12 protein-coding genes are annotated in these 13,742 nt (G+C 39.2%); 6 read left to right on the top strand and 6 right to left on the bottom strand.

Annotation, left to right across the window (positions count from 1 at the left end; genetic code table 11):
- Positions 1 to 51: 51 nt before the first annotated feature.
- A complete protein-coding gene (locus tag B3X18_RS14135; protein WP_005026285.1) occupies positions 52 to 1,443 on the bottom strand; it encodes a 3-oxoacyl-ACP reductase in 1,392 nt (463 codons plus the stop codon).
- A gap of 239 nt (positions 1,444 to 1,682) precedes the next feature.
- Here B3X18_RS14135 and B3X18_RS14130 point away from each other — a divergent pair, with 239 nt between their 5' ends.
- The gene (locus B3X18_RS14130; RefSeq protein ID WP_005026287.1) at positions 1,683 to 3,173 is read left to right on the top strand and encodes an acetyl-CoA C-acetyltransferase; all 1,491 of its coding nucleotides are present in this window, start codon (positions 1,683 to 1,685) and stop codon (positions 3,171 to 3,173) included.
- Positions 3,174 to 3,401: 228 nt separating this feature from the next.
- On the opposite strand, the gene aceI is transcribed toward B3X18_RS14130, so the two are convergent.
- Positions 3,402 to 3,827: a chlorhexidine efflux PACE transporter AceI gene (gene aceI, locus B3X18_RS14125; RefSeq protein ID WP_005026289.1), complete on the bottom strand. Its 426-nt coding sequence runs from the start codon at positions 3,825 to 3,827 to the stop codon at positions 3,402 to 3,404.
- 87 nt (positions 3,828 to 3,914) lie between these two features.
- Here aceI and B3X18_RS14120 point away from each other — a divergent pair, with 87 nt between their 5' ends.
- The 4 genes from B3X18_RS14120 (at position 3,915) to B3X18_RS14105 (ending at position 7,950) form a co-directional block, all read left to right on the top strand.
- Positions 3,915 to 4,802, top strand: coding sequence for a LysR family transcriptional regulator (locus B3X18_RS14120; protein WP_005026290.1), 888 nt, complete (start codon positions 3,915 to 3,917; stop codon positions 4,800 to 4,802).
- 92 nt (positions 4,803 to 4,894) lie between these two features.
- On the top strand, positions 4,895 to 5,884 hold the full coding sequence (tal, locus tag B3X18_RS14115; RefSeq protein WP_005026292.1) for a transaldolase: 990 nt from the start codon (positions 4,895 to 4,897) through the stop codon (positions 5,882 to 5,884).
- Between the two features lie 78 nt (positions 5,885 to 5,962).
- Positions 5,963 to 6,616: a leucine efflux protein LeuE gene (gene leuE / locus B3X18_RS14110; protein WP_005026293.1), complete on the top strand. Its 654-nt coding sequence runs from the start codon at positions 5,963 to 5,965 to the stop codon at positions 6,614 to 6,616.
- A gap of 131 nt (positions 6,617 to 6,747) precedes the next feature.
- On the top strand, positions 6,748 to 7,950 hold the full coding sequence (locus tag B3X18_RS14105; RefSeq protein ID WP_034670891.1) for a benzoate/H(+) symporter BenE family transporter: 1,203 nt from the start codon (positions 6,748 to 6,750) through the stop codon (positions 7,948 to 7,950).
- Here B3X18_RS14105 and B3X18_RS14100 read toward each other — a convergent pair.
- The 3 genes from B3X18_RS14100 to B3X18_RS14090 form a co-directional block, all read right to left on the bottom strand.
- Positions 7,947 to 8,291 carry a DMT family transporter gene (locus tag B3X18_RS14100; RefSeq protein WP_034670854.1) on the bottom strand — a complete coding sequence of 115 codons (345 nt, stop codon included), beginning with the start codon at positions 8,289 to 8,291 and terminating at the stop codon, positions 7,947 to 7,949. The two genes, B3X18_RS14105 and B3X18_RS14100, sit on opposite strands and share 4 nt — an antisense overlap.
- A 24-nt stretch (positions 8,292 to 8,315) precedes the next feature.
- On the bottom strand, positions 8,316 to 8,759 hold the full coding sequence (locus B3X18_RS14095) for an RDD family protein (protein ID WP_034670852.1): 444 nt from the start codon (positions 8,757 to 8,759) through the stop codon (positions 8,316 to 8,318).
- Between the two features lie 636 nt (positions 8,760 to 9,395).
- The gene (locus B3X18_RS14090; RefSeq protein WP_005026301.1) at positions 9,396 to 9,773 is read right to left on the bottom strand and encodes a hypothetical protein; all 378 of its coding nucleotides are present in this window, start codon (positions 9,771 to 9,773) and stop codon (positions 9,396 to 9,398) included.
- A gap of 695 nt (positions 9,774 to 10,468) precedes the next feature.
- Between B3X18_RS14090 and B3X18_RS14085 the strand changes: the two genes are divergently transcribed.
- Positions 10,469 to 10,912, top strand: a complete 444-nt coding sequence (locus B3X18_RS14085; protein WP_005026303.1) for a universal stress protein — start codon at positions 10,469 to 10,471, stop codon at positions 10,910 to 10,912.
- A 121-nt stretch (positions 10,913 to 11,033) separates the two neighbouring features.
- Here the strand turns inward: B3X18_RS14085 and pepN are convergent, their stop codons facing one another.
- A complete protein-coding gene (gene pepN, locus B3X18_RS14080) occupies positions 11,034 to 13,640 on the bottom strand; it encodes an aminopeptidase N (protein ID WP_017400617.1) in 2,607 nt (868 codons plus the stop codon).
- Positions 13,641 to 13,742 lie beyond the last annotated feature (102 nt).

Genomic DNA, 13,742 nt, shown 5'->3' with positions numbered 1-13,742 from the left:
CTCCTTTTATACTGCTCTTCCCTTTAGTGGAAAAGAGTTTTTATGAAAAATTTACGCGCCTAACAGGCTTTGTCCACAGACACGCACAACGTTGCCATTTAGGCCTGTAGATGCAGTTGAGGCAAACCATGCTATCGTTTCAGCAACATCTACCGGTAACCCCCCTTGACTCATAGAGTTCATACGGCGTCCGGCTTCACGGATTGCAAATGGTATGGCTGCGGTCATTTGAGTTTCAATAAAACCCGGGGCAACTGCATTAATGGTAATCCCATTTTTCAGCAGTGGTGCGGTAAATTTAACCAGACCGATTACGCCTGCTTTAGAGGCAGCATAGTTAGTTTGGCCCAGATTACCCGCAATACCTGATATGGAGGATACGCATACAATACGGCCATTGTTATTTAAGCCATCATTTTCCAGCAGATAGTCATTAATACGCTCTGCCGCAGACAGGTTGATATTTAGTACCATGTCCCAAAGTTCAGGCTTCATATTGGCCAGCGTCTTGTCACGGGTCACACCGGCATTATGCACAATAATATCCAGACCACCTTTTTCTGCGGAAGCTGTCTTAATTTTTTCACCTGCATCAGCTGCGGTAATATCCAGTGCCAAAACTGAACCACCAATACTTGCTGCAACCCGCTCAAGGTCAGCTTGCTGCTGTGGCACATCAAGACAAATCACATGAGCACCATCACGTGCCAGTACCTGTGCAATCGCCTCGCCAATACCACGGCTGGCACCAGTTACCAATGCCACTTTGCCATCTAAAGGTTTAGCCCAGTTAACATTTATCACTTCAGCTTTAGATACACGGATTACCTGACCAGATACATAAGCTGAACGAGGTGAAAGCAGGAAACGTAGAGTAGATTCAATATTCGCTTCAGCGCCTTCATCTACATATACAACTTGAGCGGTAATACCTTTTTTGAATTCTTTGCCAACTGACTTAATAAAGCCTTCTAATGCGCGCTGGGCAATTGCCTGTTTTACTGTTTTGGCATGCTCAGGTGTAATGCCTACTACAATCACTCTGCCAGAAGTCTGAATCTGGCGGGCAACCGGATTGAAAAATTTATACAGTTCATTTAACTGCTCAGAGTTCTGGATTCCGGAAGCATCAAATACCACTGCCTTAAACTTGGACTCTTTATCGCCAGCATTAAAAGCACTGAGGTTCAAGCCGGTCTGGGCTGCTGCCTGCTGTAGTTCAGCATTATTACCTGCATAGCTATTTGCATGGATATTGTTTAAAACCTGTGCAATTTCACCAGACAATGTGCTTGAGGGTGCTGCACCTAAAAGTACTGCTCCTTTAATAACAGGCGCAGCTGACTCAAAACGGTCCAGCTGGATTGGCGATGGTAAACCTAGATTCTTGATGACAAATTTACCAATTGGAGATTTTGCAAATACCTGGTATTGATCAGTCATGTTTATTATCTCTCATACAATTTAATTTGAATGAACCTGGAGTTCTGTTGACTTTAGAAGTAATCTCAAACAGTTATATTTCAAAGGGTCCACCGGATTCTAGCAAAATAATACTTGAGTTACTGTTTTGATGTCTTGACCTGAAAGCTCCATGCAATGTCATTGTAGTCAATTCAGGCTATTCTATAATATGTTAATGTAACACATCAGAATATCGTAAACGTGCTTGGAAAAGCCTTATGACTAAAACAACTCAAGAAAATCAGGCGGTCGAGAATTCTGCTCGGGAAAACGTGTCAAATACATCAAAAACAGCATCACGTACTGCTAAAAGTACGACCGAATCTCCCAAAGCAGTAAAATCCACTTCTAGCCGTAGCAAAAAAACTGTCTCTACTGCAGCTAAAGTTACTTCGTCTAATCCATCTTCTGTTCAACAGGATCAAAACATGAGTCAAAACACAGTTCGCCGCGTTGCAATTATTGGTGGTAATCGTATTCCATTTGCACGTTCAAATGGTCCTTACTTTACTGCATCCAATACTGATATGTTAACCGCAGCATTAAATGGCCTTGTTGAGCGTTTTAATCTGCAGGGACAGCGCATTGGTGAAGTCGTTGCTGGTGCTGTTCTGAAACATAGCCGTGACTTTAATATGACACGCGAATGTGTACTTAATACTCAACTTGCACCTGAAACACCTGCTTACGACATCCAGCAGGCATGTGGTACTGGTTTACAGGCTGCCTTTTTGGTTGCAAATAAAATTGCCTTGGGCCAGATTGATGTAGGTATTGCTGGTGGTGTAGATACCACTTCCGACGCGCCAATCGCTTTTGGGGATGGCTTGCGTAAGGCCTTACTCGAACTCAATATTGCCAAAACTGCAAAAGACCGGCTAAAAGCCTTAACTAAAATTAATGTTAAAAACCTACTGGATGCGCCTAAAAATGGTGAACCACGTACTGGCTTGTCTATGGGTGAACATCAGGCGATTACTGCGCTCGAATGGGGAATTTCTCGTACTGCACAAGATGAACTGGCTGCATCAAGCCATCATAAGCTGGCTGCAGCTTATGAAGCAGGTTTTTTTGATGACCTGATTACTCCTTTTCTCGGTATTGAACGTGACCAGAACCTTCGTCCAGATTCATCTGTCGAGAAACTGTCAAAACTGAAACCTGTTTTTGGTAAAGGTGAGACAGCTACTATGACCGCAGGCAACTCGACTCCCCTAACTGATGGTGCGTCTGTTGTATTGCTGGCATCTGAAGAATGGGCAAAAGCTAACGGTCATGAAGTATTGGCTTATTTGACCTTTACTGAAACTGCTGCTGTTGATTTTGTTAACAAGAAAGAGGGACTGCTAATGGCACCTGCTTATGCAGTTCCACGTATGCTTGAACGTGCCGGTCTGAAACTTCAGGATTTTGATTATTATGAGATTCATGAAGCTTTTGCTTCCCAGGTACTTTCTACCTTAAAAGCATGGGAAGACCCAGCTTTCTGTAAAGAGCGTTTAGGACTGGAAGCGCCACTTGGGTCAATTGATCGCTCTAAATTGAATGTTAATGGTTCCTCACTGGCAGCAGGGCATCCATTTGCAGCGACTGGCGGCCGTATTTTGGCTACTGCTGCAAAACTGATTAATCAAAAAGGTTCTGGCCGGGTACTGATTTCAATCTGTGCAGCGGGTGGACAGGGTGTTACAGCAATTGTAGAAAAATAATTTCTGCTTTGTGAATGAATACAAGAAAGCCGCTTAATGATTAAGCGGTTTTCTTGTAGTTCCTTGTCTTAAAATCATAATAGCTGGTTTCTTACCACCCTATTCTATCTAAGGCATTTAATCTGGCTTTTATATAATATTTACAATGATCTTTAATTTTAATTATCTCTAACTTTAAGATCAAAACATGATAAAAATTTGTTTAACAGCGGCCTTCCTGTCCGAGACTTATCGATAATCTGGTGCATATCCCAGCCGCATTTCGATGCGGTCATAAAACCACTGGAAGATAAAAGTATATACCAATATACATAATGTCATACCAAGGTCCAGCAGAATAGCTTGGCCCAAGCCTATATTTAAAGCATAAGCCACCATTGGAATAGTCGCGAGCATTAAACCACCTTCAAAACCAACTGCATGACAAATTCTCACCTTAACTGTTCTTTTAAGCTGATGCCTGTGTTCAAATTTTTCAAAAAAATGATTAAAAATCATATTCCAGATCACTGAAGTAATTGCCATGACCACACCAAGTGTACCTGACACTTCCATTGGTACTTCAAATAGGAAACTTAGTGCAATCGCAATGATAATTAATAAAATAATTTCATAACTCAGCGCATGGATCAGCCTGCGCTTGGACAATAACATGACTTTCACCTACAAATTTATTGATAAGTTTATTTTATGTGCATAATATTGACTAATCTAATTAGCTCCTTTCATTTTTTTTGATAGATGAATATAAATCAAGACCAGCTCACTATTTTTAAAACAGTGATTGAAACAGGTTCTTTTTCAGCAGCAGCGCGAAAGTTGGGAAAAGTCCCCTCGGCTGTAAGTATGTCAATTGCAAATCTGGAAATTGATTTAAATCTTCAACTCTTCAAACGTAATGGGCGTGAGCCTGTGCCTACCTCTCAGGCTTGGGTGCTCTATGAAAAAACTGAACAGCTACTGGTTGAGATTAATCAATGGAAACAGCATGCCTTTGCATTAAGCAATGGCCTTGAGTCCTCTTTAACCATTATAGTGGTGTCGGAGCTGCTTTATACCAATTGGACTGATTATGTCAGTATTGTTGAAAAACAGTTTCCAGAACTGCAAATTAATGTTATTTCCGCACCACAAGAAGATGCTTTGCAGATGCTGATTAATCGTAGTGCCCAGCTGGCGCTTATGTTTGAGCGTGAACAGCTGGATAGTCGGGAACAGTTTATTGAACTCAAGCGTGAAGTCATCGTACCCGTAGCTGCCTATACTCATCGCTTGGCTGCTTCTAAACAGGTAACATTTGAGGATATTTTAAAAAGCAGACAAATTGTAGTCGCGAGTCGTGATCATCTGATTAAACCTGAACTGCTTTTTTCAAAACAATACTGGCGTACCGATAATCACTACTCAGCCTGTGCCATGATCAGCCGGAATTTGGGTTGGGGAATTTTGCCCCTAGAAATTTTTAATAAGAATGCACAGCTTGCCAAAGATTTAAAGATTCTGGAAATTGCCGATTTCACCCCAAAATTTGAATATTATGTCGATCTGGTCTGGAGCCGGGAAACTGAACTGGGCGCAGCTGCACGTTTTTTAATCCAGCATCTTCGAGAAAAGCGTTTAAATGTATAAGAAATATTTTGATTATTAATTTTCACTTTAGCCTGTCAGGCTTTGTGATATAACTGATTTCACAACTATTTTAATTTTAGACTTTGATAGCAATGACACATTCAGCATTAAACCAATTAAAAAATTTGACTACCGTCGTGGCAGATACGGGCGACCTTGAAGCTATTCGCCAATTTCGTCCTCTGGATGCTACCACCAATCCTTCGTTAATCACCGCAGCAGCAGCTCAGCCGGAAAACAGGACATTAATCCAATCTGCTTTTGAACAGGCAAAGCAGGAAAACTTTACTGAAGATGCCCTGATTGAACGTACGATTGATATTTTAACAGTTAAATTGGGCGTTGAAATTTTAAAACTAGTAGAAGGTCGTGTATCTACGGAAGTTGATGCTTCTTTGTCATTTAGAACAGAAGCTACAGTTAAAAAGGCTCATGAACTGATTGAACTTTATCAGCAGTATGGTATTGATAAAAAACGGGTACTGATCAAGATTGCCTCAACCTGGGAAGGGATACAGGCTGCCAGAATACTCGAAGCGGAAGGTATTCACTGTAATCTGACCCTGCTGTTTGGCCTGCATCAGGCTCAGGCATGTGCAGATGCCAAGGTTACTTTAATTTCACCATTTGTAGGTCGGATTCTGGACTGGTACAAAAAGTCTGAAGGCGTGGAAAGCTATCCAACTGAGCGTGACCCCGGCGTGCAGTCTGTGAAAAAAATCTATTACTATTACAAACAGCAAGGGATACAGACACAAGTTATGGGTGCCAGTTTCCGCAGTATTGACCAAGTGCTAGGTCTTGCTGGATGTGACCTGCTTACTATTGCCCCTTCTTTACTGAGCCAGCTTGAAGAAAACGACCGTGAAGTTCAGACAGCTCTAAGTATTGAACAAGCAAAACAGGCCGAACTGATTGAACGCCCGGCACAGACCCCAGAGAGCTTTGCCAGTGAACTGGACAAAGACCTTATGGCTTATCAGCTGCTTCTAGGCGGTATTGATGGCTTTATTAGTGCACGTCATCAGCTCAGTATCCAGTTACGCCAAATGTTTGGTATGGATGCTGAAATTAAGCCTTAAATCTTGTTTCTCTGCATTTTTACTGACCGCTTTTGGTTATAATAACCTCAAGCGGTTTTTTATTGCAGAGCATCGCCCGTGTTTGGTATTGCTGATCTGACCACCTATATTATTGGTACGGTCTTAATTATTCTTCTTCCCGGTCCTAACTCCTTATATGTTATGTCAATTGCTTCCCGTTACGGTATTAAAGCCGGCTATCAGGGCGCTTTTGGTGTATTTGTAGGGGATGTTATTCTTATGTTTTGCACTGTACTCGGCGCAGCCTCCTTACTTTTGGCTTTTCCGTGGGTGTTTACAGTGGTGAAAGTTTTGGGAGCCTCATATTTAACCTATCTGGGATTTAAACTCCTTAAAGCGAGTATCAGTACTTGGCGTAAAGCAGTTTATAACCGCCAGGTAGAAGCTGAGTTACAGACTATTTACCGTATTCGCCCTTTTCGAACAGCTTTAACCGTTAGCCTGCTCAATCCTAAAGCCATACTCTTTTTTCTTTCTTTTTTTGTTCAGTTTATTGATCCTGATTATCCTCATCCTGCGCTCAGTTTTATGACCCTCGCTATTATTTTACAGGTGACCAGCATGAGTTATCTGACCTTACTCATTTTTTCAGGTAGAAAACTTTCAGGCTTTTTTAGGCAGAGCCCGAAAATTAGTTCTGTCAGCGTGTTTCTGGTTGGTCTTTTATTTTTCAGTTTTGGAGTCAAGCTTGCTACTAGCAGTTTAACTTGAGCACTTTCTCATATAGAGAATAATTGTTGATTCTTATCATAAATAAACGTGAAAAATACTTTAAGCACTTATCTGACGAGCGTATGATGTCTGCATTTTAAACAATTTAATATAAACATTAATAAGTCATGATGCAGAAAATCCTTGAGGACATTTCAATACCTGCCATTTTTGCAGGTTTCATTACTTTTCTGGTGGGCATTAGTGTTTCAGCAGTTCTGGTTATACAGGCTGCTCAGATTTTAGGTGCAACTTCAGAACAGATCAGTTCATGGTTCTGGGCGTTAGGTCTGGGAATTGGTATATCCGGTCTTTTCCTTTCATGGAAGTTTAAATATCCGGTAGCAACCTCTTGGTCAACTGCAGGCTTGGCACTGATCATTGCAACAGGTAGCGGATATACCCTTTACGAGGCAATTGGTGCCTTTTTCATATGTGGCCTACTTACCGCAATCTTGGGTTTTTCAGGCGTATTCAAAAAAGCCCTGTCTTATATTCCTCAAAGTCTGACCAGTGCTATGCTGGCTGGAGTATTACTCAAATTTGGTATTGCACTTTTTGCCAGTCTGCAAACTAACTGGGGGTTTATTGTTTCTATTCTCGCGATTTATATACTCAGCAAGCGCATATGGCCACGCTATAGTATTGTGCTCACTGTAATCGGTGGTATAACAGTCTGTCCCCTATTTATGGAGTTTCATACGCCGGTCATACAATGGTCGTTAGCTCAACCCGTATGGATGGCCCCTGAGTTTAGCTGGTCAGCGATTTTAGGACTGGCCTTTCCTCTTTTTGTTATCAACATGGCTTCGCAATATCTGCCGGGTATTGCCATGATACAGAGCTATGGATATAAACCGCATATTAATCAGTTGATTGGCTGGACAGGACTGTCACAAACACTACTCGCTCCTTTTGGTTGTTATAGTGTAAATATTGCAGCAATCAGTGCAGCAATCAGTCTGGATGATCAGGTTCATCCTGATCCTGCAAAACGCTATATTGCCGGTATGAGCTGTGGATTTTTTTACATTCTGGTAGGACTTTTTGCAGCCACACTGACTAGTTTACTGATGTCATTTCCACAGGTATTTATTACTGCGCTTGCCGGTATAGCCCTGTTTGGTACTATTGGTCACAACATTGCTCTAGCTTTTCATGAGATAGAGGAACGAGAAGCAGCCCTGATGACCTTTTTATTTAGTGCATCAAGTGTACAGTTTTTAGGTATCGGCTCGGCATTTTGGGGTCTGACTTTTGGTATAATCGTTATGTTGGTCTTTAAATTTAAAACCAAAATAAAAGTTACTAAAGCTCGGTACACAGCAGACTAATGACCAACACTTGAAGAAAAAAGATTAATTACCAGTACACCGCCAATAATCATACTAATACCAATGATTGCGGCGGAGTCTAAAGACTGCTTGAAAAAGAATATGCCAATAAATGCAGTCAATACAATACCGACACCACCCCATATGGCATAAGCAATACCGATAGGGATAACTTTAGTGACTTGAGATAACAGATAAAAGGATAAAATATAAAACAATACCATAGCAAAAGTCGGGCCTAATTTGGTAAAACCCTTAGATTTAACCAAAAATGTAGTACCAATGACTTCAGAGATTATGGCTATAGCTAGCAATAAATAAGAAAGAAATACTGGATTCACCCATATTTACTCATTAAAAATATTTTAGATTTCACGCACTACCACACTTTTGGCCACTTTATCATGCCATCCCTGCTTTTTAGGATCAAAAGCTATCCAGATCAGACCAATAAGAAAAACCAGAGTAGCGGGTATATAACCAATATAGCGTAATATACTTTGTCCTAAAGTGAGTTTATTTCCCGTTTTTTCATCTAGAACCTTTAAGCGCATTAACATTTTGCCAGGCGTAGCCGCAGCAAATAGCCAGAACAGTACACTATAGAATATAGGAAAAATATAATTCATGAGTATGTCAAAATATAAGTTTTGTGGCTGATCACTTAACCCGGTAGCAAAGATCAAATCAAAATCCCCTGCATAGAAAATCCATGCAGCTGGAATAATGGCTAAAAACATAATTAGAGCATCTATAATAGTGGCGCCAAATCTGACCCAAAAACCGGCATACTCATATTTATAAGACATTTAGGCATTCTCCTTATATTTCAAATTTATAAGAATATAAATAATAAGTTTTATCCTAAAGGATAAATGCCTTTTTTCAAAGAATTGCAGAATATAACAATTAGTTTTGTTATGAGGCTGCTATAAAAAAGCATCCGAAGATGCTTTTTTCTCTAAAATACTGCTAATTAAACATCTGACCAAACGCATATATAACGATCATAAGCAGAAAGGCAGATGAAGAAGTTAATAATAATTCTAAAGCGTCCATAGTCCACCTTTTTCTTTGAAGTGGTATATTTTTTATACAGCACTACTTTCTCATAATCAATAACAAAAAGTGACAATATATTTCAATTATCTTATAAAGATTCTTATATTTGCTTATTTACCACCTTAATTTTTTCATAATTTTTATAAATATCTCTATTTCTTAAACTTAATCTAAAAAAATATTTAAATTAGTCTTTATTAATTCTTACTGTCATATTGTAAATATATATGTCTATCTAAAAATAAATTACTTTTTATTTTAAAAAATCTATTTTGCTTTTATTAAAGATAATATCTCCTTTATTAAGAGCATTAAAATATTGCTCAAATTATTTTAAATTTTCTTTTTACTCCTTTGATAAAAAATTTTTCTTTGCTCTGATTTTATTTTACTTTATTACCTGGGGAGAAATGATTAAGGATTGCCTCTGCATGATCATACTTTTTCTTAGATTTCAGATTTTGATCTAAAGGACTGGATTTAATCACTTCAATTAATTTCGCTAGCCATATTACAAACTCTTGGCTATCTAAACGGTCAGGAATACAGCTAAAATCAGTTTTTCCCAAGCTATTAGATGATATAAGTTCCATTTTGCTCAGGTCTTCATAATTTATTGGTAATTTGATAAATAACTTTTTGTCTTTTTCTAGTAGTTTCAATAAAAGTGCATTCAGATCTCCCAATGGATCAAAAGAGAATCCCTTTTCTTTACTTACACTTAAATAGATATTTTTAGCTATACGCAAGTTACGGCTCATAGTAGTCCTTTTTATTTCAGAACATGAAATAAAGTTACTATGTTTAAAGGTAATAAAAAATTTAGGTTTAACGTATTGAATGCTATGAAGTGTACCTAGCGTAACTACATGGTTCTAAAAATCCATTAAAGCAATTCTTGTTTGATGCTATTGAAAGTTTAAGTGAAGAGTATAGCGTTTATGTATTCTAAATATATTGTGTAATTTAATTAATAACTAAAAGATAGATAACCTTGTTTTGTACCAAAGGTTAACTATCTTTTCAGCTAATTCATAGTCAAGAAGGATGTATAAAATAAAAATTGACTACCAATATTATGAGTAAAATAATTGCAGCTACGAGATAGGCATTGATTGTATTGAAACTCTTGATAAACTTTAAAATATTCATAATCTTTTAATTTTACATACACTTATTTGTAACCAATATTTTAACAAATGGTAAAATAATGTATCAAGCTTTTATAATTTTTAGGAGAGAGTATGGCTATTTTTTAGCCTCAAAGATATAAAAATACAATCTTTAAAATTAAAGAACCTTAAAAATTAAAGTGTATATTTTTTATCACAGAGTAGTGAATTAACTTTTTCCAAATTAAGTAGTTATAATTTCCTAATATTCTTGTTGTCAGCGATTTAATATAATAAACAAAACGATAAGCCAAACTTTTCACTTTATAAAAGGACATAATATTATGATATATCAAAATATTTTAGCACCTATTGATGGTTCTTCAGTCTCTATGGCAGCAGTAAAGCATGCGATTACACTTGCTAAAACATTTCAATGTCAGCTTTCAATTATCAGTATTGTTGCGGTTGACCCTTTCAAAGGAATTGATTTTTATAGTGCCTTACCTAATTTAAAAGATTACTATCTGGCCGCTAAGGCCGAGGCAGAAAAGCTACTAGATGAAGTAAATCAATTATGTATTGAACAGAATGTAAAGGCCGATACGCGTGTTGTTATGGGTGAAATACCGTCAGTTGGCATACTTAAAATAGCCGCAGAAGTAAAAGCTGATCTGATTGTAATGGGTTCTCATGGACATAAGGGACTACAAAAATATATGCTCGGCAGTGTAGCGCAAGAAGTTCTCACCAATACTGAAACGCAAGTGATGATTGTTAAACAGTAATATCTTAAATTATAATAATTTTTTCTAAAATCTTGCTAAGGCTATATTATTTATATTTACTATAAAATGATGCTCCGGCAGTGCAACACATCCGGAGCATCATAATTACACATAATCCACTTTATATATTAAGCATGCTGCTTAAAGTTTCAGATACGTTTTTAGATTTAACCCGTCCCTTAAGCTGCTGTAAAGTAGCCTGAACCTGAGTACGTTGCGGCTCAGCCAGTGTATACCACCGTGACAACGACTGAAGCAGACGAGAGCCTACAATCGGATTTTTCTCATCTAAATAAGCTGCGAGGTCTACTAGATAATCTACACCAAAACTCCAGGTATTGACCGGATTTGCATTTAGACCGCCGCTGACCGAACGGATCCGGTTAGGTGTACCTAAATCATAATCTGCATGGGAGGTCAAATAACGTAAAGTCTCTTCAGTGGCTTTTGGATGAGCTGCCTGCACCATAAACCATTGATCCAAAGACAAGGCTTCATCTTTAAATCGATTATAGTAATCCTGAAGTATTTCCTGTGCCTGCGGTGCATCATGCCAGACCAACACACGTAAAGCGCCCAGACGCTCAGACATATTATGCGTATTTTGATACTGCTCACCTGCCCATGCAAATGCCAGCTCGTCACCTTGACGAGCCATCATCATCAACATGATATTTTTTAGTGCACGCTCTCCCATAGCTTGAGAAAAGTCCTGCTGTAAATCAGGATTAAGTGCCTGATATGTCTCTTGCCAGAATGAACCCAATTCACGGGCCAGTTCATTCAGTAAGGCTTCACGGCGCTCCTGAATAATGACCGGATTATAATCATGATCTATACGGCTACCCAGATAGTTTTCACTCGGCACATCGAGCAGTCGCGAAGCAAGTAACGGATCTTTCTGTACCATATCTGGCAGAGTATGGCGAATAGCCTCAATATAGATGTCGACCTGATGATTATCCAGCAAAATACGCTCAAGTAAGGTCTGGGTAGCTTGCCACTGGTTAAAGCCGTTAGTTTCATGCTGAATCAGAAAAGCCAGATCAGCATCGGAATAATCAAATTTCAAATTTACTGGCGCAGAGAAATTTCGCAGCAATGAGACAACCGGTTTTTCAGGAATATGGCTAATCTCAATCGAAGCTGTATCCTGATCAAACAGATAAACCCCATCTTTTACCTGATCTACAAATAGATCCGGAGATTGCAGTGTGTACTGCTCCCCTGTTTTCTGGTTAAAAAGCGCCAACGCGACTGGAATTGGAACTGATTTCAGGTTCAGATATTTTACGTTCGGCTTTATACTTTGCTTAAAGTTTAAACGGTAGGTTTGGGTTATACTGTTATATTCACCCTGTACCTCAAGTGTTGGTGTGCCGGGCTGGTTATACCACGTCAAAAATGCAGACAGATCTACACCTGAACCGGCAGTTAGCGCTGCAATCCAGTCTTCCACAGTAACAGCTTGACCATCATGACGTTTAAAGTACTCATCTGTTCCCAGACGGAATTTTTCTTTACCCAGCAAGGTTGCCATCATACGGTTAATTTCTGCCCCCTTTTCATATACGGTGGCAGTATAAAAATTATTAATTTCCACAAAATGGTCTGGACGTGGTGGATGTGACAATGGGCCCGCATCTTCAGGAAACTGATGCGATTTCAGTACAGCCACGTCATCAATTCGCTGTACAGCAGCAGACTGTAAATCTTCAGAGAAAGACTGGTCACGGAATACAGTTAAACCTTCTTTCAAACAGAGCTGAAACCAGTCACGACAGGTAATCCGGTTACCTGTCCAGTTGTGGAAATATTCATGGGCAATCACAGATTGCACCCGCATAATTGCAGCATCTGTGGTGTACTCTTCATCGGCCAGTACACAGGAAGTATTGAAAATATTCAAACCTTTATTTTCCATAGCCCCCATATTGAACTGGCTAACCGCCACAATCATATAGTTATCGAGATCATAGGCACGGCCGTAATGCTCTTCATCCCAGCGCATAGAATGCTTCAATGCTTCCATCGCAATATGGCACTTTGGAATATCTTTCTCTATAGCATAAATCTCAAGTGCAACATCTCGTCCTTCCGAGGTCACATAACGGTCTTTCAGAACTGCCAGATCACCAATTACGCAGGCAAATAAATAACTTGGTTTCTTGGTCGGGTCCTCCCAGATCGCGTAATGACGCTCTTCACCTGCTTCTCCGGTTTCAAGCAGGTTGCCATTAGCCAGTAGAACCGGATACTTTTTATCGGCTTCAACCCGTGTAGTAAAGACAGATAAAACATCTGGGCGGTCGGGATAATAAGTAATCTTGCGAAAACCTTCTGGTTCATTCTGGGTTACAAAGAGGTTGCCGGCTTTATAAAGACCCTCAAGCTGAGTATTACTTTCCGGATGAATAATTACACTGATCTGCAATGTAACCGTATCTGGTGCGTTTGAAATAGTCAGCTGTTCAGTATCTTGGTGATAGTCATCTGCTGAAAGCAGTTGGTCATTCATTTGAATCGATTTTAATTCCAGATCACGGCCTAAAAGTATCAGGTCACCTGCCGTTTGGCGTTGCACCACAAGAATTGAGTCAACCTGCGTATAATCATCATAGACCTGAATATCTAGCTGAACACTTTCAACCAGAAAAGCAGGCTTTTGATAATCTTTCAGATAGACCGTCTGGGTATCCTGAACAGGAGGTTGTGCTGCAATATTCATAGCTATTCCTTTTTTGACCGTATATCGGATCAGATCATTTTTATCAATACTTTTATCATACGCTGAACTTTAAACATATAGATACTCTATTCAACTTATGTA

It is taken from the genome of Acinetobacter sp. UBA6571, assembly GCF_002434085.1.
Taxonomy (GTDB): Bacteria; Pseudomonadota; Gammaproteobacteria; order Pseudomonadales; family Moraxellaceae; genus Acinetobacter; species Acinetobacter radioresistens.
The sequence above is the reverse complement of the archived record's forward strand: the minus strand, read 5'-3'. Positions and strand labels throughout refer to the sequence as shown.

Bases quoted from the DNA above. Each gene is read 5' to 3' on its own strand.
- B3X18_RS14135 (WP_005026285.1), bottom strand. From the start codon at position 1,443: ATGACTGATCAATACCAGGTATTTGCAAAATCTCCAATTGGTAAATTT.
- B3X18_RS14130 (WP_005026287.1), top strand. From the start codon at position 1,683: ATGACTAAAACAACTCAAGAAAATCAGGCGGTCGAGAATTCTGCTCGG.
- aceI (WP_005026289.1), bottom strand. From the start codon at position 3,827: ATGTTATTGTCCAAGCGCAGGCTGATCCATGCGCTGAGTTATGAAATT.
- B3X18_RS14120 (WP_005026290.1), top strand. From the start codon at position 3,915: ATGAATATAAATCAAGACCAGCTCACTATTTTTAAAACAGTGATTGAA.
- tal (WP_005026292.1), top strand. From the start codon at position 4,895: ATGACACATTCAGCATTAAACCAATTAAAAAATTTGACTACCGTCGTG.
- B3X18_RS14105 (WP_034670891.1), top strand. From the start codon at position 6,748: ATGCAGAAAATCCTTGAGGACATTTCAATACCTGCCATTTTTGCAGGT.
- B3X18_RS14095 (WP_034670852.1), bottom strand. From the start codon at position 8,759: ATGTCTTATAAATATGAGTATGCCGGTTTTTGGGTCAGATTTGGCGCC.
- B3X18_RS14090 (WP_005026301.1), bottom strand. From the start codon at position 9,773: ATGAGCCGTAACTTGCGTATAGCTAAAAATATCTATTTAAGTGTAAGT.
- B3X18_RS14085 (WP_005026303.1), top strand. From the start codon at position 10,469: ATGATATATCAAAATATTTTAGCACCTATTGATGGTTCTTCAGTCTCT.
- pepN (WP_017400617.1), bottom strand. From the start codon at position 13,640: ATGAATATTGCAGCACAACCTCCTGTTCAGGATACCCAGACGGTCTAT.